Raw genomic sequence first — 25,179 nt, 5'->3', positions numbered from 1 at the left:
AGCGGTACCGTGGAACGGTCATGACCGATATCAACCACGGCAGGCTGCCGGCCGAGATGCCCGTCGAGATGCGGATCTCCGACGCGGACCGCAACGGCACGCTGCGCCGGCTGCACAACGCCGTCGCACTCGGCCTGATCGACATCCAGGAGTTCGAGGAACGCTCGGCGATGGTGTCGCGGGCGCGGCTGCCCTCGGACCTCGACGTGCTGATCGGCGACCTGCCCGGCCCCGGGGCGATCGTCGCGTCCGCGGCCGACCGGGTGGAACTGCGCGGCGTGATGGGCTCACTGAAACGCCAGGGGGAGTGGGTGGTGCCCACCCGGCTGGCCCTCTACCGGCGGATGGGCTCGGTGGACCTCGACCTGACCCGTGCCCGCTTCGCCGGTCCGATCGTCATCATCGAGCTCGACATGAAGTTCGGCGGCCTGGATCTGCGGCTCCCCGACGGTGCCAGCGCCTCGATCGACGACGTCGAGGTGACCGTGGGCAGTGCCACCGACCATCGCAAAGACGCTCCGGCAGAAGGTAATCCACACGTCGTGCTGACCGGCAAGGTGGTGTGCGGCTCGGTCGACATCCGCGGTCCGCAGAAGTCCTGGCGGGTGGGGCTGCCCCGGAGGGGCCACTGACCTACCGGCTGTCGAGCACGGCGAAGCTCAGGGTGGCCCGCGCGGCCAGCCGGTCGCGGGCGACATCGGTGACGTCGACCGCGATGACCGACAGCCGCCGACCCGCGCGCACCACCGTCGCCTCGGCACGGGCGGGTCCCTCGAGGACCGGCGCCAGAAAGTGCACCGTCATGTCCGCCGTCGTGACATCGCGCCCTTGCCCGACCCGGCGGTCCGCCAGCCGGCCCGCCGCGACGTCGATCAGCGTCGCCACCAGCCCGCCCTGCAGCGCACCGCGGCGGTTGGTCAGATCGGGACGGTTGTCCAATTCGATGACCATCCGCTCGTCGGACTCCTCCACGTCGCGGAAGTTCAGTTGGGCGAACAGGTGTCCCGGGGTGACCTCCATCGCCGAACGCTAGCATTGCGTCATGTCTGTACGGACCGCCCTCCGGCCCGGCACGGTGTCGCCGACACGGCCGGTGCCGGCGTCGATTCCCCGTCCCGAGTACGTGGGCAGGCCGACCGCGCAGGAGGGCTCGGAGCCGTGGGTGCAGACCCCGGAGGTGATCGAGAAGATGCGGGTGGCCGGCCGGATCGCCGCGGGCGCGCTCGCCGAGGCGGGCAGAGCCGTCGCCCCCGGCGTCACCACCGACGAACTCGACCGGATCGCCCACGAGTACATGGTCGATCACGGCGCCTATCCCTCGACGCTGGGCTACAGGGGCTATCCGAAGTCCTGCTGCACCTCGCTGAACGAGATCATCTGCCACGGCATCCCGGACTCGACGGTCATCGAGGACGGCGACATCGTGAACATCGACGTGACCGCCTACATCGACGGCGTGCACGGCGACACCAACGCGACCTTCCTGGCGGGCGACGTCTCCGAGGAACACCGGCTGCTCGTCGAACGCACCCACGAGGCGACGATGCGCGCGATCAAGGCGGTCAAACCGGGCCGTGCCCTCTCGGTGATCGGGCGGGTGATCGAGGCGTACGCGAACCGGTTCGGCTACAACGTGGTTCGCGATTTCACCGGTCACGGTATCGGTACCACATTCCACAACGGACTCGTCGTGCTGCACTACGACCAGCCCTCGGTGCAGACCGTGATCGAGCCCGGGATGACCTTCACGATCGAGCCGATGATCAATCTCGGCAGCCTCGACTACGAGATCTGGGACGACGACTGGACCGTGGCGACCAGGGACAAGAAGTGGACCGCCCAGTTCGAACACACCCTGGTGGTCACCGACTCCGGTGCGGAGATCCTCACCGAGGCCTGAGGCGTCGGTAGCCTGAAGCCATGATCCGGCGGGCGGCCTTCGCGACGGTCGCCCTGCTGCTGCTCGGCGGGTGCGCGCCGACGGTGACCGGCACCGCCACCTGGCCCGGCGCGCGTCTGGACCGGGCGCTGCTGACCGCCGCCGATTTCCCGCCCGGCGTGCACTACGAGCGCATCACCAAGGACCCCGGCACGGCCGACGGCGCGGGTGGTCCGCCGCCGATGCTGTCGAAGCCCGAGGGCTGCACCGACGGGCTCACCCGCGACATCGCCGCCGGCGCGCAGCGCGGTCCCGGCAGCGCCGCCGAGTACGTGGCCGCCTACGACGGCGCCCGTATGGTGATCACGGTGCTGACCTGGCCGCTGGACCTCGACCGGCTGGCCGCCACCGCCGCGCGGTGCGCCGAGTTCCAGACATTCTTCGCGCCCACCGACCCCGGCATCCCGATGACCACCACCAGGCTGAGCACGCCGCGCCCCGACGCGTTGGTCTACGAGCAGACCATGCACCTCGCCGGCGCGGACAGCACGGTGTACTTCTCCTTCGAAAACCTCGGCGCCACGGCCGTGTTCGGCATCGCGTTCCCGACCGACGACCCGTCGATTCCGGTCAAAGGCACGCTGCCGCAGACCTTTCTGGACGTCGTCTCCCGACAGGCCGAACGCGCACAGGCAGCGTGACGGCGCCGCGCGAGCGGCAAAACCCGCCCGCCGACTCCCGTCCGACCTGTAGCGTGGCGCAATGCCCTCGCCCATGATCACCGTGGACGGCATCGGCGTGCCCGTCGAGGTCGCCGGCCCGGAGAAGGGTTCGGTCGTGGTGCTGCTCGGCGCGGCGCAGAAGGCCCCCGCCGCCTACGAAGCCGTCTGCCAGCGGCTGCACACGGCGTCCCTGCGAACCGTTGTCATCGGCCCCGACCCGCGGCTCACCGCCAAGTCGGTGATCGGCATCCTCGACACGCTCGAGGTCCGGTGGGCCCTGCTGGTGGGGGACCGGTTCGGCGGGGAACTGGCGTGGGAGCTGGCCGCCACGCGGCTCGATCGGTTCATCGGTCTGGTGGTGATCGATCGCGGTCATCCGCGAGTGGCGGATCTGTCCGGCGTGGTGCGCGACGAGCACTGCCCGCCGGTGGAGTTGAACACGACCGCGCTGGTGAGTTCGAGCGCGGCGCGGGCCGTCGCGAAGGCCAGCCAGCGGTTCGTCTACGGCGAGTACCGGATCGTCGACCTGTTGGGGCGCCGTCAGGCCGCCGACTCCACGGCGCAATTGGCGGCCGAGATCGTGATGCGCACCAGCACCTGGTGAGCGGGCATCAGGCCCCGTCGTCGCCGCTCGCGGCTTCGTCGGGCGTCCACGCCGGCGGGATGCCGGGCTGGCCGGGGAACAGGAAGTCGACGAAAGCCTGTGCGGTGGGCTGAGGCTCGTGGTTGGCCAACCCAGGTCGTTCGTTGGCCTCGATGAACACATACTCGGGCCGGGTGACGTCGGGGACCAGCAGATCGATCCCCGTCACCGGGATACCGATCGCGTCGGCGGCCGCCACGGCGACCCGGCACAGTTCCGGATGCACGGTCGAAGTCACGTCGTGGATGGTGCCGCCCTGATGCAGATTGGCCGTCCGGCGCACGCGCAGCCGCTCGCCCTCGGGCAGGACGTCGTCGAACGCGTAACCGGCTTCGCGCACCGTCGTCTCGGTCACGACGTCCATCGGGATGCGTGACTCCCCGCCGGTGGCGGCGGCGCGCCGCCGGCTCTGGGCCTCGATCAGCTCGGCGATGGTGTGCCGGCCGGTGCCGGTCACCTCGGCGGGCATCCGCAGCGCGGCGGCGACCACCTTCTTGTCGATCACCACCAGGCGCAGATCGTCGCCCTCGGCGCGCTGCTCGATGAGCACCTCGGGATGCTGCTCACGGGCCCTGGCCAGGGCCGCCTCGAGCTCCTCGGGTCCGTCCACCCCGACGGTGATGCCCTTGCCCTGTTCGCCGCGGGTGGGTTTGACCACGACGTCGCCCACCTCGGCGAGGAACTCGTGGTCCGCCTCGTCGAATGTGGCCAGCCGGCCCTTCGGCACGGCGATCCCCGCCTCGGAGACGATGCGCCGCGTCAGGCGTTTGTCGTCGCAGCGGCTCATCGCCACCGCGGAGGTGTACTCCGACAACGACTCCCGTGTGACCACGCTGCGCCCGCCGTGCGACAACCGCATCTCACCGGCCTCGGCGTCGAGCACCTCCACCCAGATGCCGCGGCGCATCGCCTCGTCGGCGATGATCCGCGCGTAGGGGTTCATGTCGTCGACGGTCTCGGGCGGGTGAGTGAACAACGGCTCGTTGATGGCGTTCTTGCGCTTGACCGCCATCACCGGCACCCGGCTGAATCCGAGCTTCTCGTACAGCGCGATCGCCGCGTTGTTGTCGTGGGTGACCGACAGATCCATGTAGGCGCGGCCGCGTTCGCGGTACAGCGACGCCAGGCTGCGGGTCAGCGCGGCGCCCACGCCGGGCAGCGTGGCCGCCGGGTCCACCGCGAGTGTCCACAGGCTCGACCCGTTCTCCGGATCGGCGAACAGCGTGGCGTGGTCGACGCCGGTGACGGTGCCGAGCACGGTGCCGTCGTCGCCGACGGCGACCAGGTAGTCGACCGAGTGCTGGTTCTGATGGTTGTCCCACAGCAGATCGGTGGGCGCGGGCACCATGCCGCACCGGACGTAGACGCGGTTCATCGCGTCGGCGTCCTCGCGACTCTGCAGCGCGCGGACGGTGAAGCCACTGCGCGGGGGGCCGGGATCCTCGGCGTCGGTGAACCGAAGCCGGTAGGTGTGGCTGGGATCGATGAACAACTCGGCGGGCGCCTTGGAGACCAGCACGTGCGGTTCGCGGGCATAGATGCAGATGTCGCGGCGACCGTGCGCCTCTTCGCGCAGCACCTCCGCGAGCCGCTCCGGGTCGCTGAACGTCTGGCCGAAAATCAGCCTGCCCCAACCCAGTTCGAGCACCACGTCGTCGGCCATCGCGTCGACCATGTCGGGCGGGGACGCCTCGTGCAGGGCCAGCGTGATGGCCTCGGAGTGCTCGCCGGCCGGGTCGCCCCTCGGGTCGAGACCGGTCACGCGGCGGGCCCGGTGATTCCGTGCTTCTGCAGCCACAACTCGAGCAACGCGATCTGCCACAGCTCGTTGCCGCGCAGCGGGGTGAGCTTGCCGTTCGGGTCGGCCAACAGGCGCTCCACGGCCTCGGGACGGAACAGCCCGCGCTCCTTGGCCGCCGGCGCGTAGAGCGCATCGCGGACGAGGTCGAGGTAGGGCCCTTCGAGGTGGGTGAGGGCGGGCACCGGGAAGTATCCCTTGGGTCGGTCGATCACCGCGGCGGGAATCACCTGGCGCGCAGCTTGTTTCAGGACACCCTTGCCCTCGTGGGCGGTCTTCAGCTGCGGCGGGCAGGTGGCGGCGAGCTCGACCAGATCATGATCGAGGAAGGGCACCCGGCCCTCGAGGCCCCAGGCCATCGTCATGTTGTCGACCCGTTTGACCGGATCGTCGACCAGCATCACGGTGGTGTCGAGGCGCAACGCGCGGTCCACGCCGGTCTGCGCGCCGGCGCGGGCGAAGTGCTCGGTGACGAATGCCTCGCTCGGGTCGTCGGCGGCCAGGTAACTCCTCGTCACCAGATCGGCGTAGCCGGTCTGGTCGCGGTCGAAGAACGCGGCCCGGTAGCTGGCGACGGATCCCTCCAGCGACGCCGCGGCAGGCTCACCCATCGGGGGATACCAGTGGTAGCCGGCGAACACCTCGTCTGCCCCCTGCCCGGACTGGACGACCTTGACGTGCTTGGCGACTTCCTGGCTGAGCAGGTAGAAGGCCACGCAGTCGTGGCTGACCATGGGCTCGCTCATCGCGCCGATCGCGCCGTCGAGGGCGGGCAGCATCCGTGCGGTGTCGATGCGGATCTGGTGATGGTCGGTGCCGAACCGCTCGGCGACGATGTCGGAGTACCGGAACTCGTCGCCCGCCACGCCGTTGACCGACTCGAAGCCGATCGAGAACGTCGCCAGGCCGTGCTGACCCGCTTCGGCCAGCAGCCCGACGATCAGGCTGGAGTCGACGCCGCCGGACAGAAGGCAACCGACCGGTACGTCGGCGACCAGCCTGCGCTTCACCGCCACCCGCAGCGACTCCAGAACCGCGTCCTCCCAGTCTTTTTCGGACCAGTCGGCGCGGTCGTCGCGGCGGGTGAAGTCGGGCTCCCAGTACGTCGTGGTGGTGCGGGTGCCGTCCGGTTCGATCGCCATCAGCGAGGCGGGCGGCAGCTTGCTGACGCCGCGCAGGATGGTGCGGGGCGAGGGCACCACCGAGTGGAAGGTCATGTAGTGGTGCAGCGCGATGGGGTCGATCCGGGTGTCGACGTCCCCGCCCGCCAACAACGCGGGCAGCGACGACGCGAACCGCACGCGGTCGCCGGTCTGGGACAGGTACAGCGGCTTGATGCCGAGGCGGTCACGCCCCAGCAGCACCCGGCCGCTGTCGCGCTCGACGATCGCGAACGCGAACATGCCCTTGAGGCGGTCGACGAACCGGTCACCCCACCGGTGGTAGGCCTTGATCAGGACCTCGGTGTCGCTGTGGGAGAAGAAGCGGTAGCCCTGGCCCGTCAGTTCGTCGCGCAGCTGCTCGTAGTTGTAGATGCAGCCGTTCCAGGCGATCGACAGTCCCAGTTCGGCGTCCACCATCGGCTGCGCGCCGGCTTCCGAGAGGTCGATGATCTTCAGCCGCCGGTGGCCGAGGGCGACGCGGCCCTGAGACCACACTCCGGCCGAGTCGGGTCCGCGAGGCACCATGACTTCGGCCATCGCGGTGACGGCTCGGACGTCCGGGCTTGTTCCGTCGAGGCGTACCTCGCCGGTGGCTCCACACACCTTTGCGACCCTACTCTGTTTCGGCGTTCCTCGATCGGTCCATGCAGCCGCGCTCGACGCCCGGCGATGGGAGTGTCTACCCCAGGTCCGAGCGGTCAAACGCGATCAGCGCATCAAGATCGAGATCCGCGTCACAGCGGGGTCAGGACACCCCCTCCAGCCGGCCGCCGGTCTCGTCGATCTGCCGGACAGGACCGGTGAACCAGTTCTTCACCGACACATGCCAGTAGATGTAGAGCGCCAGCAGCACGCCGCCGACGAGGATCGGGGTGTAGTTGACGAACTTCCACTCGAAGCTGCCGCCCCACGGCACGCCGCCGATCGAGGTGGGGAACATCGCGATGATCGACGTGATGACGATCTCGATCAATGCGAGCGGAGCCATCCACTTGTAGTGCCCCCGCAGGTTCCACGACCCGACCTCGAACGCGTCACCCATCCGCCAGCGCAGGAAGATGGGCACCGCGAAGCACAGGTACAGACCCACAACGCCGATCGACACCACCGCGTAGAACGCGATCGGCGCCGGTGCGCCGTTGACGTCCACCGGGACCAGAGCCGGCAGGGTGATGACCGCGGCCAGTGTCGCGGTGACCAGCACCGCGTTCGCGGGCACCCGCTTGGCGTTGATCTTCGCCCACAACTGGTGACCGGGCACCGCGCGGTCGCGGCTGAACGCGAACAGCATGCGGGAGGCACTGGTCTGGCAGGCGGTGGTGCAGAACAGCTGGCCCGCGCACGAGATCAGCAACACGATGCCCATCCACTTCGAGTCCAGCGCCTGGGCGAAGATCACCTGCACCAGACCGCCGCCCTCGGTCACCGCGTCCACGTCCTGCACGGCGAACAGGAAGCTCAGCAGCAGGATCCAGCCGCCGATCGCGGAGTAGAAGATCGAGCGCCAGATGCCCTTGGCCGCGGCATCGGCCGCGCTGTGCGTCTCCTCGGACAGGTGCGCCGACGCGTCGTAGCCGGTGATCGTGTACTGCGTCAGGATCGCCGCGATCGGCAGCACGAACAGCACCCAGCCGATGCCCTTGTCGCCGTTGAACATTCCGGTGTTGTTCACCGTGGTGGCGAACACGTCGGAGAAACTCGCGTGCCGGTCGGGCAGCAGCCACAGGATCGCCACCACCGCGATGGCCCCGGCGACATGCCACCACACCGAGATGTTGTTGATGACCGCCAGCAGGTGCGAGGAGAAGATGTTGATCACCGCGACGGCGACCAGGATCACCAGGAACATCACGAACACGCGGCTCAGGCTGTAGCCGGCCGCCCAGTTCTCGCTGAACGTCGACAGCGTCAGGTCCAGGAACGTCGCGCTGCCGTAGGCGACGGACGCCAGGATCGCGATCAGTCCGATCAGGTTCAGCCAGCCGGTGTAGAACCCGGCCTTGGGGCCGCCGAGCCGGGCAGCCCACCAATAGATCCCGCCCGAGGTCGGGAACGCGGACACCAGTTCGGACATGCAGAAGCCGATGAGCAGGATGAACAACGCCACCACGGGCCAGCCCCAGGCGATGGACGCCGGGCCGCCGTTGTTCCAGCCCAGGCCGAACGACGTGAAGCAGCCCGCCAGGATCGAGATGATCGAGAACGAGATCGCGAAGTTGGAGAAACCCGACCAGGAACGCGACAGCTCCTGGACGTAACCGAGTCGCGCGAGATGTCGCTCGTCGTCGCTCAGTGGTTCATGGCCCTCGGGCACGGAAGACCTCCTGTGTGTGAGAAAGCAGCGCGACGGCCGGCGCCGGGCACCACAAGGGACAATAGATCGCTATTGGTCTGGCGTCCTACCTTTGAACGTGGCAGTTTGGTGCGGGTGCGGGACGCCGACACCAGGAACGAAGGACACTGATGGGTACACGGGGCATGCTGTCGCGATCTGAGCTGGAGACGCTGGTCGAGGCGGGGGAGATCGACACGGTCATCGTCGCGTTCTGCGACATGCAGGGCCGGCTGACCGGCAAACGACTCTCGGCGCGGCTGTTCGTCGAGGACACCGCCGAGCACGGCGCGGAATGCTGCAACTACCTGCTGGCCGTCGACGTCGACAACAACACCGTCGACGGGTACTCGATCTCCAGCTGGGAGACCGGCTACGGCGACATGGTGATGACCCCCGACTTCGCCACGCTGCGGTCGGTGCCGTGGCTGCCCGGCACCGCTCTGGTGATGGCCGACCTGTCCTGGACGGACGGCCGGCCGGTCACCCAGGCTCCGCGCAGCATCCTCAACCGCCAGATCGACCGGCTCTCCGAGCGCGGCCTGGTGCCCTACGCGGCCACCGAACTCGAGTTCATGGTCTTCGACGACACCTTTCGCGCGGCCTGGGCAGCGGGATACACGGGCCTCACGCCGGCCACCGACTACAACATCGACTACGCGATGCTGGCCTCGACCCGGATGGAGCCGCTGCTGCGCGACATCCGCCTCGGCATGGACGGGGCAGGCATGTACTGCGAGGGCGTCAAGGGGGAGTGCAACCTCGGCCAGCAGGAGATCGGGTTCCGCTACGACCACGCGCGCACCACATGCGACAACCACACGATCTACCGCAACGGCGCCAAGGAGATCGCCGACCAGCACGGCAAGAGCCTGACGTTCATGGCGAAATTCGATGAGCGCGAAGGGAACAGCTGCCACATCCACATCTCCCTGCGCGGCGAGGATGGCAGTGCGGTGTTCGCCGACTCCGATGCCGAGGACGGGATGACGCCGCTGTTCCGCAGTTTCATCGCCGGCCAGCTCGCGACCATGCGGGAGCTGAGCCTGTGTTACGCGCCGAACATCAACTCCTACAAGCGCTTCGCCGAGGGCAGCTTCGCCCCGACCGCGATCGCGTGGGGCTTCGACAACCGCACCTGTGCGCTGCGGGTGGTCGGCCGGGGCGCGGCGATGCGCATGGAGAACCGGGCGCCCGGCGGCGACGTCAACCAGTACCTCGCGGTATCGGCGCTTATCGCGGGCGGCCTGTACGGCATCGAGAACGAGCTCGAGCTGCCCGAGGCCCTGTCCGGCAACGCCTACACCAGCGGTGCCGAGCGGCTGCCGACGACGCTGGCCGAGGCCGTCGAGCTGTTCGACAACTCGAAGGTGGCGCGGGACGCCTTCGGCGACGACGTCGTCGACCACTACCTCAACTACGCGCGGGTGGAGCTCAAGGCCTTCAACGCCGCGGTGACGGATTGGGAAAGGATGCGCGGCTTTGAGCGACTCTGATGGACCCCGGCGGCCCGTCATCGGGCTGACCACCTACCTTCAGCAGGCCCAGACCGGAGTGTGGGACGTGCGGGCCAGTTTCCTGCCCGCGATCTACTTCGAGGGCATCGGCCTGGCCGGCGGCATCTCGGTGCTGCTGCCGCCGCAGCCGGTGGACGACGCCATCGCCGATCGCGTGCTCGACGGACTCGACGGTCTGGTCATCACCGGTGGACGCGATGTCGACCCGGCCGCCTACGGCAGCGAGCGCCACCCCTCCACCGACGAGCCCGTCGCCGACAGCCGCACCCGTGACGTCTTCGAGCTCGCGCTGGTGCAGGCGGCGCTGCGCCGCGGCGTCCCGGTGCTCGGCATCTGCCGGGGCGCGCAGGTGCTCAACGTCGCGCTCGGCGGCACGTTGCACCAGCATCTGCCCGATGTCGTCGGCCACACCCGCCATCAGCAGGGCAACGCGGTGTTCTCCACCTCGACGATCACCACCGTCCCCGGCACCCGGGTGGCGGAGATGGTCGGACCCGACACCGAGGCGCAGTGCTACCACCACCAGGCCATCGACCGCCTCGGCGACGGTCTGATCGTCAGTGCCTCGGACAGCGACGGGGTGATCGAGGCCGTCGAGGTCGACAGGGACCGGCACCCCGGCCGGTGGGCGGTGGCCGTGCAGTGGCATCCCGAAGAGCGGCTCGACGACCTGCGGGTGTTCGCGGGTCTGGTCGGCGCCGCGGCAGAGCACGCATCCCGGAAAGTCCAGAAAGTGAGCGTATGACGACGACCAGCGATGTGATCAACCCCGCGACCGAGGAACTGCTGCGCACCGTCGAGCAGACCGACGAGGCGGGAGTCGACGACGCGGTGGCCCGCGCCCGGGCGGCGCAGCGGCTGTGGGCCCGGCAGGCCCCGGCGGAGCGGGCGGCGGCGCTGCGCGCGTTCGCCGCGGTGGTCGACGCCCACGTCGAAGAGCTGGCCCAGCTCGAGGTCGCGAACTCCGGGCATCCGATCGGCAACGCCCGCTGGGAGGCCGGTCACGTCCGCGACGTACTGCAGTACTATTCGGCGAGCCCGGAACGGTTGTCCGGCAAGCAGATTCCGGTGGCCGGCGGAATCGACGTCACGTTCAACGAGCCGCTGGGCGTGGTCGGCGTCATCACACCGTGGAACTTCCCGATGACGATCGCGTCGTGGGGGTTCGCGCCCGCCCTGGCCGCGGGGAACGCGGTGCTGGTCAAGCCGGCGGAGTGGACCCCGCTGACCACCATCCGGCTCGGCGAACTGGCCGTCGAGGCCGGCCTTCCCGCCGACCTGTTCCAGGTCGTGCCGGGCCGGGGCTCGGTGGTCGGCGAGCGCTTCGTCAGCCATCCCGACGTCCGCAAGATCGTGTTCACGGGGTCCACCGAGGTCGGGACCCGGGTGATGGCCGGCGCCGCCCGCCAGGTCAAGCGCGTCACGCTCGAGCTGGGCGGCAAGAGCGCCAACATCGTGTTCGACGACTGCGACCTCGAGCGGGCCGCGGCCACCGCACCGTACGGCGTGTTCGACAACTCCGGTCAGGACTGCTGCGCGCGCAGCCGGATCCTGGTGCAGCGCAACGTCTTCGATCGATTCATGGAGATGTTCGAGCCGGCCGTCAAGGGCGTCGTGGTGGGTGATCCACGCGCAGAGGGCACCGAGATGGGCCCGTTGGTGTCCAAGACGCACTGGGAGTCGGTGGCCGGCTACGTCCCCGACGGGGCGCCGGTGGCGTTCCGCGGCGATGCGCCGTCGGGTCCGGGGTACTGGTTCCCGCCCACGGTGCTGACGCCGCCCCGCGACGACCGCACGGTCACCGAGGAGATCTTCGGTCCGGTCGTGACGGTGCTGCCGTTCGACGACGAGGCCGACGCGATCGCGCTGGCCAACGACACGCCCTACGGTCTGTCCGGCTCGATCTGGACCGAGAACCTGTCCCGGGCGCTGCGGGTCTCGCGCGCCGTGGAATCGGGCAACCTGTCGGTCAACTCGCACTCGTCGGTGCGCTACAGCACGCCGTTCGGCGGCTTCAAGCAATCCGGTCTGGGCCGTGAGCTCGGGCCCGACGCCCCGCTGTCGTTCACCGAGATCAAGAACGTCTTCATAGCTGTTCAGGAGGAGCACTGATGGATTTGACCCAGCGTCTGGCGGGCAAGGTCGCCGTGATCACCGGCGGCGCCAGCGGCATCGGCCTGGCCACGGCCAAGCGGATGAGGGCCGAGGGCGCGACGATCGTGATCGGCGACATCGACCCGGCGACGGGCAAGACCGTGGCCGACGACTTGAACGGCACGTTCGTCCAGGTCGACGTCTCACACCAGGTCGCCGTCGACAACCTGTTCGACACGGCCGCCGACACGCACGGCTCGGTCGACATCGCGTTCAACAACGCCGGCATCAGCCCGCCCGAGGACGACCTGATCGAGAACACCGGCATCGACGCCTGGCAGCGGGTGCAGGACATCAACCTCAAGTCGGTGTTCTTCTGCTGCAAAGCCGCACTGCGTCACATGGTTCCGGCGCAGAAGGGCTCGATCGTCAACACGGCGTCGTTCGTCGCGGTGATGGGTTCGGCGACCTCGCAGATCTCCTACACCGCCTCCAAGGGCGGGGTGCTGGCGATGTCGCGCGAACTGGGCGTGCAGTACGCCCGGCAGGGCATCCGGGTCAATGCGCTGTGCCCCGGACCGGTCAACACCCCGCTGCTGCAGGAACTGTTCGCCAAGGATCCCGAACGGGCGGCGCGCCGGCTGGTGCACGTGCCGGTCGGCCGGTTCGCCGAACCGGAGGAGTTGGCGGCATCCGTAGCCTTTCTCGCCAGCGACGACGCCTCGTTCATCACCGCATCGTCGTTCCTCGTCGACGGCGGGATCAGCGGCCACTACGTGACGCCGCTGTAACGATGTCGGCCGGCCCGGACGCGCACGAAGAGCAGACCGCCAGCGAGGCGCTGCTGCGTCCGGTGCGGCCGCTCAACGCCTTCGAGGACACCGTCGAGCGGCTGCTGCAGACGATCCGCCTCGGGGTGCTCTCCCCGGGCGAATCCCTCCCTCCGGAACGGGAACTCGCCGCACGGCTGGGCGTCAGCCGCGACACCCTGCGGGAGGCGATCAAGTCGCTCGCCGACGCCGGGTACCTGGTGTCGCGCCGCGGCCGCTACGGCGGCACCTTCCTGGCCGACGAGCTGCCGGCGCCGAGACCGGACGAGGCCCGCTTCAGCGAGGCCGAGATCACCGACGCGATGCGGTTGCGGGAGATCCTCGAGGTGGGGGCGGCCCGGATGGCGGCGGGCCGGACGCTGACCGCCGCCGAACGGGAAGCGCTGTGGAGCCGGCTCACCGATGTCCGGGGCGCCACGCCGGAGGACTACCGCCGGCTGGATTCGCGACTGCACCTGGCGATCGCCGAGGCCGCCGGCGTGCCGTCACTGGTCCCGCTCGTCGCGCAGAACCGGATGCGGCTCAACGAACTCCTCGACTGCATCCCGCTGCTGGCACGCAACATCGCCCACTCCGACGAGCAGCATGAGGCGATCGTTCTCGCGATCCTGGCCGGGGACGCCGACCGCGCCGCGCAGACGATGACCGCCCACGTCTGGGGCTCGGCCGCCCTACTTCACGGATTCCTGGACTGACGCCGGTTAGATTGACTTCCGTGGAGGATGCCGAACGGGTCGAACGCGCGTCGTCGGCGCTGGCCGAGGTCGACACCTCCGGCTGGGCGCAGCGCTTCGACCTGCTGTCGGATCCGCACCGCCTGGAGATCCTGCTCTGCCTGCACCGCTCACCAGGCATCTTCGTCAGCGATCTGGCGGCTGCGCTCGGCCGCTCGGAGAACGCGGTGTCCCAGGCGCTGCGGGTGCTCCGCCAGCAGGGCTGGGTGAGCAACGCCCGGGAGGGCCGCTCGGTGCGCTACCGCCTCGACGACGAGATCGTTCATGACCTGCTGCACTGGATCGGGGCCAGGCACGGGTGAGCACCGGTGACGAGGTGACGCGCGTGTTGACCATCGACGAGCCGCCGCTGGCGCCGGGGCCGCGGCTGGACGGCGGATCCGACCGGCCGGTGCACGCCCGTATCGCGGCGTGGCTACAGGGCCTGATCGACTCCGGCGGTCTGGTCCCGGGCGACAAGTTGCCGCCGGAGGTCGAGATCGCCACGGCACTCGGGTGCAGCCGGATGACATTGCGCCAGGCGCTCGGCGCGTTGGAGCACAAGGGCCTGATCGATCGCCGCCGCGGCCGGTTCGGCGGCAATTTCGTCTCGACGCCCCGCTTCGAGTTCGACCACGCCAGCCTGCCCGGGTTCACCGAGCAGATGCGTCGGTTCGAGGTGGAGCCCGGCGCCCAGGTCCTCGGGGCACACACCGGCCGCCCCGACGCCGAGGTGAGCGGGGCGCTGGGCCTGCGGCGCACCGACGAGGTGCATCAGATCATGCGCGGGCGCACCGCCAACGGCGAGCCGATCGTGCTCGAGGAGGCCTACCTGCCCGCGGCGGTGTTTCCCGACCTGCTCACCAGGGACCTGGGGGGCTCGCTGTACGCGCTGATGAGGGAGTACGGCCACGGTCCGTCGGCGGCCGACGAACGGATCGAGGCCACCCCGGCGACCGTCGAGCAGGCGCGTGTCCTCGGCGTGGAACCGGGCAGCCCGCTGCTGCTGATCGTGCGAACATCGTTCGCCGACAACGGGGTTGCGGTGGAGTTCTCGCGCGACTATCACCGGTCGGACCGCACCGCGATCCGCGTCCGGTCCCGTGCCGACGGGTGACCGGTATCGTTGAAGTCTAGACCTTTGCGATGGCCGCGTTTACAGTGAAGCGATGTCGTCACCGCTCACCGACGATCACCTCGACGGGCTGTTCGAGCAGATCCCGTTGCTGGCCGGTCGCGCGCGGACGCTGGAAGAACTGTCCGGGGGTCTGACCAACCGCAACGTGAAGGTCACCACCGCCGAGGGGGTCTACGTCGCTCGTTGCGTCGACACCGAGCGCAACCTGCTCGGCATCGACCGCGACCACGAGCACGCCAACAGTGTCGCCGCCCACCGCGCCGGTGTCGGCGCGCCGGTGCTGGACTACCGCCCCGACCTCGGCGTGTTGCTTCTCGGCTATCTCGAGGGAACGACGCTGGACAACAACGACTTCCAGCGCGACGGCGTGATCGCCAAGGCCGCCGCGGCGGTGCGCACGCTGCATCGGGGGCCCCGCTTCGTCAACCGATTCGACATGTTCGAACGCCAGCCGGCGTATCTGGCGACCTGCCGCAGCCGCGGCTTCACGATTCCGGCGGACTACTCGGACCACGCCGAGGCGTTCGCCGCGGCGCAGCGCGTGCTCACCGCCACCGACGACGCTGAAGACTCGCTGGTGCCGTGCAACAACGACCTTCTCGCGGGCAACTTCATCGAGCACGGCGACCGGATGTACCTGATCGACTACGAGTACTCGGGCAACAACGACCCCTGTTTCGAGCTGGGCAACATCTGGAGCGAATGCGGGCTGAGCCTCGACCAGCTCGACGACCTCGTCACGAGCTACCACGGCCGCCGACTGCGGCACAAGACCGCCAGGGCCCATCTGCAGGGCATCGTCGCCAAGTACGGCTGGACGCTGTGGGGCTGCATCCAGAACGGTTCCAGCGCACTGGACTTCGACTTCTGGGCCTGGGCGATGGAGCGCTACGAGGCCGCGGTCGCCGAATTCCGCCATCCCGGCTATCCCCGGCTCCTCGACGACGTCTCGGCGCCCGACTGAAGGAGAGAGCACCGCCCATGGCCCCTGCCGCACCGCTGCCGTCGCGCGCCCACGCCGTCATCATCGGCGGGGGAGTGATCGGCACCAGCGTCGCCTACCATCTGACCCGCCTGGGCATCACCGACGTGGTGCTCGTCGAGCAGGGCCGGCTTTCCAGCGGAACCACGTGGCACGCAGCCGGACTGGTCGGCCAGCTGCGCGCGTCGGAGGGCATGACCCGACTGGTCCAGTACTCGACCACGCTGTACTCCGAGCTGGAAGCCGAGACGGGGCTCTCGGCGGGATACAAGCAGTGCGGCGGCGTCACGGTCGCGCGCACCGAGGACCGCATGGAGCAGCTGCGCCGCACCGCCGCCAACGCGGCCGCGTTCGATCTCGAGTGCGCACTCCTGAGCCCCGCAGAGGCTTTCCAGCACTACCCGGTGATGCGGACCGATGACCTCGTCGGCGCGATCTGGCTGCCCGCCGACGGCAAGGCCAACCCGACCGACCTGACTTACGCGCTGGCCAAGGGGGCGCGGATGCGCGGCGCCCGGATCGTCGAGAAGACCCGCGTGCTCGACGTGCTCACCGCCGACGGCGCGGTGCGCGGTGTCCGGACCGACGCCGGCGACATCGAGGCCGAGATCGTCGTCAACTGCGCCGGGCAGTGGGCCAAACAGGTGGCCGCGATGGTCGGCGCGAACGTGCCGCTGCACTCCGCCGAGCACTTCTACGTCGTCTCCGAGCCCATCGCCGGGGTGCACCCCGATCTGCCGATCCTGCGCGACCCCGACGGCTACACGTACTTCAAGGAGGAGGTCGGCGGCCTGGTGATCGGCGGCTTCGAGCCCGAGGCCAAACCGTGGGTGTCGCCGGACGCGATCCCGTACCCGTTCGAGTTCCAGCTTCTCGACGAGGACTGGGAGCACTTCGAGATCCTGATGAACAGCGCGCTGCTGCGGATCCCGGCGCTGGAGAGCACCGGCATCAAGAAGTTCTACAACGGTCCGGAGAGCTTCACGCCGGACAACCAGTTCATCCTCGGCGAGGCGCCCGAATGCCGGAACTTCTTCGTCGGCGCCGGCTTCAACTCCGTGGGCATCGCGACCGCCGGCGGCGCGGGCCGCGCACTGGCCGAGTGGATCGTCGAAGGCGCGCCGACCACCGACCTGACCGGGGTGGACATCCGCCGGTTCGCGCCGTTCAACGGCAACAACCGGTGGCTGCACGACCGGGTCGCCGAGGTGTTGGGCATCCACTACGAAATCCCGTGGCCGAACCGGGAAATGGCGACCGCGCGGCCGTTCCGCCGCTCGCCGGTGCACCATCTGCTCGACGCGGCCGGCGCCAACTTCGGCAGCAAGATGGGCTGGGAGCGCGCCAATTTCTTCGCGCCTGACGGCCAGCCCCCGGTGATCGACTACACCTGGGGCATACCGAACTGGCTGCCGTGGTCGGCCGCCGAGCAGCGCAGCACGCGCACCGGGGTCACAGTGTTCGACCAGACATCGTTCTCCAAGTACGTCATCGTCGGGCGGGACGCCGAGGCCGCGCTGCAGTGGCTGTGCACCGCCGACGTTGCGGTGCCGGTGGGCCGGTCGGTGTACACCGGAATGCTCAACGCGCGCGGCACCTACGAAGCCGACGTCACCGTGACCCGCACCGCCGCCGACGAGTTCCTGATGGTCAGCAGTGCCGCCACCACCGAGCGCGACAAGGACCACATCAGGCGCCACCTGCCCGGCGGGATGGACGCCCACGTCGTCGACGCCACGTCGTCCTACGCGGTGTTCGGCGTCATGGGCCCTCGCTCGCGCGAGCTGTTGTCGGTGCTCACCGACGCCGACCTCTCTGATGCGGCGTTCCCGTTCGGCGCCAGCCGGGTGATACCGCTCGGGTACGCGACGGTGCGTGCCACCCGCATCACCTATGTCGGCGAACTCGGCTGGGAACTCTACGTTCCGGCGGAGTTCGCGGTCGGCGTGTACGAGGACCTGATGGCGGCGGGCGAACCGCTGGGCGTGGCGCGCGGCGGCTACTACGCGATCGAGTCGCTGCGCCTCGAGAAGGGCTACCGCGCGTTCGGCCGTGAACTCTCGCCGAGCGAGAACCCCGTCGAGGCGGGGCTGCTGTTCGCGTGCAAACTCGGCACCGACATCGGCTTCCTCGGCCGCGACGCTGTGGAGCGGGCCCGCGCGCAGGGGCCGCGCCGCAAACTGGTCGGCTTCCGTGTCGAGACGCCGGACCCGATGCTCTGGGGCGGAGAACTGATCCTGCGCGACGGCGTCGTCGCCGGGCAGGCGACGTCGGCGGCCTGGGGCGAGACGACCGGCGCCTGCGTCGGCTTGGCCTACCTGCGTGCCGCCGACGGTGCGGTCGTCGACGCCGACTGGGTGCGCAGCGGCGACTACCAGGTCAGCGTCGGCGGTGTGCTGCACCCGATCTCGGTGTCGCTGCGCCCGCTCTACGACCCGGCGGGCGAACGGGCGCGGGGCTGATCACCTGCCCGTCCGGGCAGGTGACCCCTGCTCATCTGATCAGCTGGACAGATGATCAGATGAGCCATACGCTCGCGATGTGAACGTCCACTACCAGGCGATGCACATGAGCGACGGCATCGTCAACGCCCCGGTATCGGTCCTGTTCGCGGCCATCGCGCTGAGCGCCCTGGGACTGTGCGCGTGGCGTGCGCGCGAGGAACTCGACGAGCGGACCGTGCCGCTTGCCGGTCTGGTCGCCGCGTTCGTCTTCGCCGTGCAGATGGTGAACTTCCCGATCCTGCCCGGGGTGAGCGGTCACCTGCTCGGGGGCGCGCTCGCGGCCATTCTGGTCGGGCCGTTCACCGGTGCGCTGTGCGTCGGGATCGTGCTCGTGGTGCAGTCGCTGCTCTTCGCCGACGGCGGGGTCACCGCGCTGGGCACCAACATCACGAACATGGCACTGATCGGTGTGGCCGCCGGTTACGGCACCGCCCTGCTGAGCTACCGGATGGTGCGCCGCATCCGCGGCGAGGTGTCGGTGCCCGCGGTCGGCGTCGTCGCCTTCTGCTCGGCGGTGGTGGGCACAGTCTGCGCCGCCATGGGCTTCGTGCTGGAGTACTCCCTCGGCGGGGCGGGTTCCTCGTCACTGGGCACGGTGGCGGCCTACATGTTCGGCACCCACGTGCTGATCGGCATCGGTGAGGGCATCATCACCGCGCTCACCGTGGTGGCCGTCGTGCGGGCACGCCCGGACCTGGTGTATCTGCTGCGCACCAACCGCATTGCGGCCGGGGTGCCGGCGTGAGGGCTCGCTGGCGGTTCTGGGTCGGCTTCGCGGCGGTGACCCTGCTGATCGCCGGCGGACTGTCCTACCTGGCCAGCTCCAGCCCGGACGGTCTGGACTCGGCCACGCTGCAGGGCTGCCAGGTCGTCGAGACCCCGCAGGGTGAACAACTGCGCGGCGACTGCATCGCCCAGCACGCCGACCAGCATGCGCTGGCGCACTCCCCGCTGGCCGACTACACCGTCGGCGGGCGCGACGGCACGAACGGATTGGCCGGCATCGCCGGAGTGGCCGTGACGGTCCTCGTCGCCTTCGGCGCGTTCTGGTTGATCGCGCGCTCCCGGTCGGCGTCGAACTCCGCCCCCGAAGACTGACGCGGGTCTGACGACATGGGAGCGGGTCACGCGCACCCCCTGTACCGCGACGGCGACTCACCGGTGCACCGGCTGCCGGCCGAGGTCAAGATCGTGGTTCTGGTGACGTTCGTGCTGGCGGTGGTCGCCACGCCCCGAGAAATGTTCTGGCCCTTCGGGGTGTACACGCTCATCGCCGTGGCGATCTGGTCGGTGGCGCGCATCCCGGTGCGCTGGATCCTGCCGCGGATGCTGATCGAGGCCCCTTTCGTGGTGCTCGCGCTGCTGCTGCCGTTCGCCGAAGGGGGTGAGCAGGTCAGCGTCGCGGGGTTGTCGCTGTCGGTTCCCGGCCTCTACGCGGCATGGGGCATCGTGATCAAGGGCACGCTGGGCGTGGCCGCGTCGCTGACCGTGGCCGCCACCACGACCGCGCGCGAACTGCCCGTGGCGCTGAGTCGGTTACGGGTGCCCGCGGTGATCGTCTCGATGCTGACGCTGATGATCCGCTACGTCGACGTGCTGGCCGCCGAGATCCGGCGGATGCGACTGGCCCGGATCTCGCGTGGCGACTCGCCCCGCATGCTGCACCAGATCGGTGCCACCGCGACCGGGGTCGGGGCGCTGTTCCTGCGTTCCTACGAGAGGGGGGAGCGGGTGTACCTGGCCATGCTGTCGCGCGGATTCGACGGGCGGGTACCGCCGCTCGCGCTCGGTGCGGGCTGCGCGGCCGCGGCGTCACCGCGACAGTGGGCGCTGGCCCTGCTGCCCGCGTCGGCCGCGGTGATGGTTGCGTTGTCGGCGTGGGTGATCGGGTGAGCACGCCGGCGGTCCGGGTCGAGGGTGTGCACTACACCTATCCCGACGGCCACGTCGCGCTGGCGGGTGTCGATCTCGACGTCGCGCCCGGGGAGCGGGTCGCGCTGCTGGGCCCCAACGGTGCGGGCAAGACGACGCTGATGCTCCACCTCAACGGCGTGCTGACCGCATCGCGCGGCATGGTCGAGATCGGCGGGACTGCGTTGTCGCGCAACACCCTTCGCGAGATCCGGCGTCGCGTCGGGTTGGTGTTCCAGGATCCCGACGACCAGTTGTTCATGCCGACGCTGGGTCAGGACGTCGCGTTCGGCCCGGCCAACTTCGGGGTGCGCGGGGCCGAGTTGGAGGCCAGAGTGGCGCGTGCCCTCGAGGTGGTGTCGATGAGCGGGCTCGCCGGACGCAGCCCCGCCCACATGTCGGGCGGGCAGCGGCGCCGCGCGGCGCTGGCGACCGTACTGGCCTGCGAGCCCGAGGTTCTCGTCCTCGACGAGCCGTCGGCCAACCTCGATCCGGTGGCCCGGCGCGAGCTGGCCGAGACGCTGTCCGGGCTCGACGCCACGATGTTGATCGTCACCCACGACCTGCCTTACGCCGCGCAGCTGTGCTCGCGGGCCGTCGTGATGGACGGTGGGGTCGTCGTCGCCGACGGGGCGATCGGCGAGGTGCTCTCCGACGCGGACCTACTCGCCGAGCACCGCCTCGAACTGCCGTGGGGGTTCGTCGTCCCGACGTCGTGAGCGTCGAAAACAACGCTGCCCCAACTTTTCTCGAGGGGTAGTGGGGGCCGGCCGCTGCGACGGGACGATGTGCTGCATCGACGGCCGCCGCGGCCGGCCCTCTTCGCTCACGCTAGCACATGCATGATCATCTGAACAGGTGAAAACGTTTCAGTGCCTCTTGGACGGCGGCCACGGCGGTTCCCCGCACAGGGCCAGCAGCGCGTTCTCGACCACCTCGGGCAGCGCCGGGTGGATCCAGTACTGGCCCCGGGCCATCTCCTGGGCCGGCAGGTCGAATGCCATCGCCTGGATCAACGGCTGGATGATCGATGACGCCTGGTGACCCATGATGTGCGCCCCGAGCAGCAGGCCGGTGTCGTCGTCGACGATCAGCTTCGCGAAGCCCGTGGAGTCCTCCATCGCCCAGCCGTAGGCCACGTCGCCGTAATCCTGGACCTTCGACCGGATGCGGTGTCCCGCAGCGCGGGCCTCGTTCTCGGTCAGCCCCACGCACGCGATCTGAGGCTCGGTGAACACCGCCGACGGCACGTTGCGGTGGTTGGCCGGCATCAGGTTCTCGGTGTCGTCCCAGTCCTGCAGCAGGTTGTGCTTGACCACCCTGGCCTCGTGGTTGGCGACGTGCTTGAGCTGATAGGGCGAGCTGACGTCCCCGAGGGCGAAGACGTTGCGCGCCGTGGTGCGCTGGTACTCGTCGACGGTCACCAGCCCGTCGGCCACCTCGACCCCGGCATGATGGGCGTCGAGAAGATCGCCGTTGGGGACGCGACCGGTCGCGACCAGCAACGTGTCGGCGCGCACGGTGGCGCCATCGTCGAGGGTGAGGGTGACCCCGGAGTCATCCGACGAGCCGTGCACGATGTTGCGCCTGCTGCGGATCTCCCACTTCTTGCCCGCGATGTCGGTGAACCTCTCGCAGATCGTGTCGTCACAGTGGCTCAGCATCGTGGTGCCGCGCAGCACGATCGTCACCCGCGAGCCCAGCGACGAGAACACGTGCGCGAACTCCGCGGCCACGAAGCCGCCGCCGACGATCACGAGGTGCTCGGGCAGATCCGAGATGCGCATGATCGTGTCGCTGGTGTGGTAGGCCACGCCGCAATCGGCGATCGCCGGGGGCACCGTCGCCCGTGCGCCCGCAGCGATCACCACCTGCTCGGCGGTGAACTCCTGGCCGTCGTCGGTGCGCAGCCGGTAGCCGTCCCGGCCCTGGGATTCGGCGAAGCGGGTGTGGCTGGCGAAGACCTCCACGTTCGGCGACGACCGCCGGTAGTGCTCGCCGCCGCTGGCCAGCGGATCGATGCGGCCGAACACCCGGGAGACGACGTCGGGCCAGCGCACCGCATCGATGTGCGCGTCGACGCCGTACCGATGCGCGTCTCTGACCTGCTCGGCCACCCCGGCGGAATAGACGAACATCTTGGTGGGGATGCAGCCGACGTTGAGGCAGGTACCCCCGAAGATGCCCTGCTCGCAGATGGCCACCCGTTTGTCGACGTAGCGGTCGTCGAGGATGCTGTTGCCCGACCCGGTGCCGATGATCGCGATGTCGAAATCAGCCATGCCGAGAGTCTCCGTCCGTGAGATACCAGTCCAGCCAGCCGTCCAACTCCCGGTAGGCCGTGGCGCGGGAGTCGGGCACCGAGAGGAACACGTCGTGCTTGGCGTCGGCGATCGGCACCACCGTCGTGCGATTGCCGATACAGCCGGCCCACCGCGCGATCTGCGCGACATCGAGCACGGCGTCGCCGCGCTGGATCCGTTCCGGATCGGCGACCTCGCGCACGCTGCGGTCCGACCGCAGGATCAGGTTGGGCACCCCGACGTCCAGACCGCGGTGCAGCCGCGCCTGGGCCCGCCGGATCGCGTGGATCCAGCCGAGCGTGACGGGAAATCCGCCGACGGGCTTCCACGTCAGGTCGTAGTCGAACTCGCCCGCGTAGTCACGGTGCAGCGTCGTGCCGTAGCCGCCCTCGCCGGGGCGGCGCACCACGGTGTGCTTGCGCCACCGCCCCAGCGCCCGCAACGCCGCGGTCGTCGGCGCGGCGCGCAGGATGGCAGGCCCCTGCAGATCCAGCCACGGGCTGTTGAGCATCAACCCGTGCACCCCTTTCCGCGCGGTGGCGCCGCGGGCGCGCAGCCGGTCGAGCCACAGCGACACGACCAGACCGCCCGCCGAGTGCCCGCACACGAGCACCCGAGCCGGGGATTCCGCCGCGATGACCTCGAGCGCCTTCTCGAGTTCGTTGTCGTAGCGCGCCAGGTCGGTGGTGAAATGCGGGGTCTGGCCATCTCGGTGCGACCGACCGCACTTGTGCAGGTCGATCGCGTAGAACGCGAAACCACGGACGGCCAGGTGATCGGCGAACTCGGTGTTGAAGAAGTAGTCGGTGAAGCCGTGCACCATCAGCACCGCGTGACGCGCCGAGGAGTCCGCCGGCCCGCGGCGCACCAGCGTCGCCTCGAGGTCGCCCTCCCCGTCCGGGTCGGCGCCGAGGCGGAACGTGGCCTGCCAGTACCCGGACAGAACGTCGGGCCGCCATCCGGACACGACAGCCACCATAGTGGGCGGAGGTGGTCGGAGGGTTGCCGGTGACCGCGGCGGGATAACCTGAACGTCGGTAAGCCGTGAGCAACGGGATGTGACCACGAAGGGCCGATCGAGTTGGTGTCTGAAGCGGAGAAGACCGACGTCCTGCTGGTGGGGGCGGGCATCATGAGCGCCACCCTGTCGGCATTGCTGCGCCTGGTGGAGCCGAACTGGTCGATGACGTTGGTCGAGCGCCTCGACGGCGCCGCCGCCGAGAGCAGCGATCCGTGGAACAACGCCGGCACCGGGCACTCGGCGCTGTGTGAGCTCAACTACACCCCGGCGCGGCCCGACGGCTCGATCGACATCGCCAAGGCGGTGAACGTCAACGAACAGTTCCAGGTGTCCCGCCAGTTCTGGACCTACGCCGTCGAGAACGGCGTGCTGCCCGACGTGCGCAGCTTCCTCAACCCGATCCCGCACGTCAGCTTCGTGCAGGGCGAGGACAACGTGAACTACCTGCGCCGCCGGTACAACGCGCTGGTCACCAACCCGCTGTTCGCGACGATGGAGTTCATCGACGACCGCGACGAGTTCGTGCGGCGACTGCCCCTGATGGCCGAGAAGCGCGACTTCTCCGAGCCCGTGGGACTGAACTGGACCCAGGACGGCACCGACGTCGACTTCGGGTCTCTGTCGCGCCAGCTGATCGGGTTCGGCGCCAAGCAGGGCATGGCGACGCTGTTCGGCCACGACGTCACCGACCTCGACCAGGGCTCGGACGGCAGGTGGACGGTCAAGGTCGTCAACCGGCGCACCGGCCAGAAGCGGAAGTTCGACGCCGGCTTCGTGTTCGTCGGTGCCGGCGGCGGCGCGCTGCCGCTGCTGCAGAAGGCCGGCATCAAGGAGGCCAAGGGCTTCGGCGGATTCCCGGTCGGCGGTCAGTGGCTGCGCAGCGGCAACCCCGCGCTCACCGCGCGCCACCAGGCCAAGGTCTACGGGCTGCCGCCGCTGGGCGCCCCGCCGATGTCGGTGCCGCACCTGGACACCCGCGTGATCAACGGCCGTTCCTGGCTGCTGTTCGGACCGTTCGCCGGCTGGTCGCCCAAATTCCTCAAGCAGGGCAAGGTCACCGATCTGCCGCTGTCGGTGAAGCCGAACAACCTGGTGTCGATGCTCGGCGTGGGGCTCACCGAGATGGGGCTGCTGCGCTACCTGATCGGGCAGCTGCTGCTCAGCGAATCGGCGCGGGTCGACGCGCTGCGCGAATTTGCGCCGGGTGCAAAGAATTCCGACTGGGAGCTGGACATCGCCGGGCAGCGGGTGCAGGTGATCCGCAAGGCCAAGGGCAAGGGCGGGGTGCTGGAGTTCGGCACCACCGTGCTCTCGGCAGCCGATGGCAGCATCGCCGGTCTGCTCGGCGCGTCGCCGGGGGCCTCGACCGCCGTTCCCGCGATGCTCGAGGTGATGTCGCGGTGCTTCGCCGACCGCTACCAGAACTGGCTGCCGACGATCACGACGATGATCCCGTCGCTGGGCACCGAATTGTCGAACGAGCCGGAATTGTTCTCCGAGATCTGGGCGCACGGCACCAAGGTGCTCAAGCTCGACAAGCCCGCGGGCGCCATCCCCGACACCGTGCCGGGCGAATCCACGGCCGGCACAGAGCATTCCCCGACTGCGGCGACCGTTTGACGGTGGTCA

At 69.4% G+C, this 25,179-nt stretch carries 24 protein-coding genes; 18 read left to right on the top strand and 6 right to left on the bottom strand.

Annotated elements, in window-relative coordinates; genetic code table 11:
• Nucleotides 1-20 precede the first annotated feature (20 nt).
• Nucleotides 21-632: a DUF1707 SHOCT-like domain-containing protein gene (locus G6N45_RS21905; RefSeq protein WP_163724639.1), complete on the top strand. Its 612-nt coding sequence runs from the start codon at nucleotides 21-23 to the stop codon at nucleotides 630-632.
• A gap of 1 nt (nucleotide 633) precedes the next feature.
• Here G6N45_RS21905 and G6N45_RS21900 read toward each other — a convergent pair whose 3' ends face one another.
• Nucleotides 634-1,020: a PaaI family thioesterase gene (locus G6N45_RS21900; RefSeq protein ID WP_163724636.1), complete on the bottom strand. Its 387-nt coding sequence runs from the start codon at nucleotides 1,018-1,020 to the stop codon at nucleotides 634-636.
• A gap of 22 nt (nucleotides 1,021-1,042) precedes the next feature.
• Here G6N45_RS21900 and map point away from each other — a divergent pair, with 22 nt between their 5' ends.
• From map to G6N45_RS21885, 3 genes are all read left to right on the top strand, one after another.
• Nucleotides 1,043-1,900 (top strand): type I methionyl aminopeptidase, encoded by an 858-nt coding sequence (map, locus tag G6N45_RS21895; protein ID WP_163724633.1) that lies wholly within the window; start codon nucleotides 1,043-1,045, stop codon nucleotides 1,898-1,900.
• A gap of 20 nt (nucleotides 1,901-1,920) precedes the next feature.
• The gene (locus G6N45_RS21890) at nucleotides 1,921-2,580 is read left to right on the top strand and encodes a hypothetical protein (RefSeq protein WP_163724630.1); all 660 of its coding nucleotides are present in this window, start codon (nucleotides 1,921-1,923) and stop codon (nucleotides 2,578-2,580) included.
• A 61-nt stretch (nucleotides 2,581-2,641) separates the two neighbouring features.
• The gene (locus G6N45_RS21885) at nucleotides 2,642-3,205 is read left to right on the top strand and encodes an alpha/beta fold hydrolase (protein ID WP_057147441.1); all 564 of its coding nucleotides are present in this window, start codon (nucleotides 2,642-2,644) and stop codon (nucleotides 3,203-3,205) included.
• Between the two features lie 7 nt (nucleotides 3,206-3,212).
• Here the strand turns inward: G6N45_RS21885 and ngg are convergent, their stop codons facing one another.
• The 3 genes from ngg to G6N45_RS21870 form a co-directional block, all read right to left on the bottom strand.
• The gene (gene ngg / locus G6N45_RS21880; protein WP_407664229.1) at nucleotides 3,213-5,006 is read right to left on the bottom strand and encodes an N-acetylglutaminylglutamine synthetase; all 1,794 of its coding nucleotides are present in this window, start codon (nucleotides 5,004-5,006) and stop codon (nucleotides 3,213-3,215) included.
• Nucleotides 5,003-6,808, bottom strand: coding sequence for an N-acetylglutaminylglutamine amidotransferase (locus G6N45_RS21875; protein WP_163724628.1), 1,806 nt, complete (start codon nucleotides 6,806-6,808; stop codon nucleotides 5,003-5,005). The genes ngg and G6N45_RS21875 overlap by 4 nt, the downstream gene beginning before the upstream one ends.
• 142 nt (nucleotides 6,809-6,950) lie before the next feature.
• Nucleotides 6,951-8,519 (bottom strand): amino acid permease, encoded by a 1,569-nt coding sequence (locus tag G6N45_RS21870; protein ID WP_163724625.1) that lies wholly within the window; start codon nucleotides 8,517-8,519, stop codon nucleotides 6,951-6,953.
• A 149-nt stretch (nucleotides 8,520-8,668) separates the two neighbouring features.
• On the opposite strand from G6N45_RS21870, the gene G6N45_RS21865 reads away from it, so the two are divergent.
• The 13 genes from G6N45_RS21865 to G6N45_RS21805 all read left to right on the top strand — a co-directional run bounded on the left by G6N45_RS21865 (nucleotide 8,669) and on the right by G6N45_RS21805 (nucleotide 20,945).
• Nucleotides 8,669-10,033, top strand: a complete 1,365-nt coding sequence (locus tag G6N45_RS21865) for a glutamine synthetase family protein (RefSeq protein WP_163724622.1) — start codon at nucleotides 8,669-8,671, stop codon at nucleotides 10,031-10,033.
• Nucleotides 10,020-10,799, top strand: coding sequence for a gamma-glutamyl-gamma-aminobutyrate hydrolase family protein (locus G6N45_RS21860; RefSeq protein ID WP_179965216.1), 780 nt, complete (start codon nucleotides 10,020-10,022; stop codon nucleotides 10,797-10,799). The genes G6N45_RS21865 and G6N45_RS21860 overlap by 14 nt, the downstream gene beginning before the upstream one ends.
• Nucleotides 10,796-12,166 carry an aldehyde dehydrogenase family protein gene (locus tag G6N45_RS21855; RefSeq protein WP_057147431.1) on the top strand — a complete coding sequence of 457 codons (1,371 nt, stop codon included), beginning with the start codon at nucleotides 10,796-10,798 and terminating at the stop codon, nucleotides 12,164-12,166. The genes G6N45_RS21860 and G6N45_RS21855 overlap by 4 nt, the downstream gene beginning before the upstream one ends.
• On the top strand, nucleotides 12,163-12,939 hold the full coding sequence (locus G6N45_RS21850; protein WP_179965391.1) for a 3-oxoacyl-ACP reductase: 777 nt from the start codon (nucleotides 12,163-12,165) through the stop codon (nucleotides 12,937-12,939). Before G6N45_RS21855 ends, G6N45_RS21850 begins: the two co-directional genes overlap by 4 nt.
• A gap of 2 nt (nucleotides 12,940-12,941) precedes the next feature.
• Nucleotides 12,942-13,673, top strand: a complete 732-nt coding sequence (locus G6N45_RS21845; protein WP_163724616.1) for a FadR/GntR family transcriptional regulator — start codon at nucleotides 12,942-12,944, stop codon at nucleotides 13,671-13,673.
• Between the two features lie 20 nt (nucleotides 13,674-13,693).
• Nucleotides 13,694-14,014, top strand: a complete 321-nt coding sequence (locus G6N45_RS21840; RefSeq protein ID WP_407664228.1) for an ArsR/SmtB family transcription factor — start codon at nucleotides 13,694-13,696, stop codon at nucleotides 14,012-14,014.
• Complete coding sequence (locus G6N45_RS21835) at nucleotides 14,011-14,808, top strand: GntR family transcriptional regulator (protein ID WP_246228758.1); 798 nt, start codon at nucleotides 14,011-14,013, stop codon at nucleotides 14,806-14,808. The genes G6N45_RS21840 and G6N45_RS21835 overlap by 4 nt, the downstream gene beginning before the upstream one ends.
• A gap of 52 nt (nucleotides 14,809-14,860) precedes the next feature.
• Nucleotides 14,861-15,793, top strand: a complete 933-nt coding sequence (locus tag G6N45_RS21830; RefSeq protein WP_163724612.1) for a choline kinase family protein — start codon at nucleotides 14,861-14,863, stop codon at nucleotides 15,791-15,793.
• A gap of 17 nt (nucleotides 15,794-15,810) precedes the next feature.
• Entirely contained in the window at nucleotides 15,811-18,273 is a 2,463-nt protein-coding gene (locus G6N45_RS21825) for a GcvT family protein (protein WP_163724609.1), read from the top strand.
• Between the two features lie 79 nt (nucleotides 18,274-18,352).
• Nucleotides 18,353-19,060: an energy-coupling factor ABC transporter permease gene (locus G6N45_RS21820; protein WP_163724606.1), complete on the top strand. Its 708-nt coding sequence runs from the start codon at nucleotides 18,353-18,355 to the stop codon at nucleotides 19,058-19,060.
• Complete coding sequence (locus G6N45_RS21815; protein WP_163724603.1) at nucleotides 19,057-19,413, top strand: PDGLE domain-containing protein; 357 nt, start codon at nucleotides 19,057-19,059, stop codon at nucleotides 19,411-19,413. The genes G6N45_RS21820 and G6N45_RS21815 overlap by 4 nt, the downstream gene beginning before the upstream one ends.
• Nucleotides 19,414-19,428: 15 nt before the next feature.
• On the top strand, nucleotides 19,429-20,208 hold the full coding sequence (cbiQ, locus tag G6N45_RS21810) for a cobalt ECF transporter T component CbiQ (protein ID WP_163724600.1): 780 nt from the start codon (nucleotides 19,429-19,431) through the stop codon (nucleotides 20,206-20,208).
• Nucleotides 20,205-20,945: an energy-coupling factor ABC transporter ATP-binding protein gene (locus G6N45_RS21805; RefSeq protein WP_163724597.1), complete on the top strand. Its 741-nt coding sequence runs from the start codon at nucleotides 20,205-20,207 to the stop codon at nucleotides 20,943-20,945. The genes cbiQ and G6N45_RS21805 overlap by 4 nt, the downstream gene beginning before the upstream one ends.
• Nucleotides 20,946-21,095: 150 nt before the next feature.
• Here the strand turns inward: G6N45_RS21805 and mtr are convergent, their stop codons facing one another.
• Together mtr and G6N45_RS21795 are read right to left on the bottom strand one after the other, a co-directional pair.
• Entirely contained in the window at nucleotides 21,096-22,508 is a 1,413-nt protein-coding gene (gene mtr / locus G6N45_RS21800) for a mycothione reductase (RefSeq protein WP_163724594.1), read from the bottom strand.
• Entirely contained in the window at nucleotides 22,501-23,496 is a 996-nt protein-coding gene (locus G6N45_RS21795) for an alpha/beta hydrolase (RefSeq protein WP_163724591.1), read from the bottom strand. Before G6N45_RS21795 ends, mtr begins: the two co-directional genes overlap by 8 nt.
• A gap of 117 nt (nucleotides 23,497-23,613) precedes the next feature.
• Here G6N45_RS21795 and mqo point away from each other — a divergent pair, with 117 nt between their 5' ends.
• The gene (gene mqo, locus G6N45_RS21790) at nucleotides 23,614-25,170 is read left to right on the top strand and encodes a malate dehydrogenase (quinone) (RefSeq protein WP_163724587.1); all 1,557 of its coding nucleotides are present in this window, start codon (nucleotides 23,614-23,616) and stop codon (nucleotides 25,168-25,170) included.
• The last annotated feature ends 9 nt before the right edge of the window (nucleotides 25,171-25,179 follow it).

This window comes from Mycolicibacterium psychrotolerans, assembly GCF_010729305.1.
GTDB lineage: Bacteria > Actinomycetota > Actinomycetes > Mycobacteriales > Mycobacteriaceae > Mycobacterium > Mycobacterium psychrotolerans.
This window is presented reverse-complemented; position numbering and strand designations above follow the sequence as displayed.

Excerpts from the sequence above, each read along its gene's own strand:
- G6N45_RS21905 (WP_163724639.1), top strand. The coding sequence starts at position 21 with ATGACCGATATCAACCACGGCAGGCTGCCGGCCGAGATGCCCGTCGAG.
- G6N45_RS21900 (WP_163724636.1), bottom strand. The coding sequence starts at position 1,020 with ATGGAGGTCACCCCGGGACACCTGTTCGCCCAACTGAACTTCCGCGAC.
- map (WP_163724633.1), top strand. The coding sequence starts at position 1,043 with ATGTCTGTACGGACCGCCCTCCGGCCCGGCACGGTGTCGCCGACACGG.
- G6N45_RS21890 (WP_163724630.1), top strand. The coding sequence starts at position 1,921 with ATGATCCGGCGGGCGGCCTTCGCGACGGTCGCCCTGCTGCTGCTCGGC.
- G6N45_RS21885 (WP_057147441.1), top strand. The coding sequence starts at position 2,642 with ATGCCCTCGCCCATGATCACCGTGGACGGCATCGGCGTGCCCGTCGAG.
- G6N45_RS21865 (WP_163724622.1), top strand. The coding sequence starts at position 8,669 with ATGGGTACACGGGGCATGCTGTCGCGATCTGAGCTGGAGACGCTGGTC.
- G6N45_RS21855 (WP_057147431.1), top strand. The coding sequence starts at position 10,796 with ATGACGACGACCAGCGATGTGATCAACCCCGCGACCGAGGAACTGCTG.
- G6N45_RS21845 (WP_163724616.1), top strand. The coding sequence starts at position 12,942 with ATGTCGGCCGGCCCGGACGCGCACGAAGAGCAGACCGCCAGCGAGGCG.
- G6N45_RS21830 (WP_163724612.1), top strand. The coding sequence starts at position 14,861 with ATGTCGTCACCGCTCACCGACGATCACCTCGACGGGCTGTTCGAGCAG.
- G6N45_RS21825 (WP_163724609.1), top strand. The coding sequence starts at position 15,811 with ATGGCCCCTGCCGCACCGCTGCCGTCGCGCGCCCACGCCGTCATCATC.
- cbiQ (WP_163724600.1), top strand. The coding sequence starts at position 19,429 with ATGGGAGCGGGTCACGCGCACCCCCTGTACCGCGACGGCGACTCACCG.
- mtr (WP_163724594.1), bottom strand. The coding sequence starts at position 22,508 with ATGGCTGATTTCGACATCGCGATCATCGGCACCGGGTCGGGCAACAGC.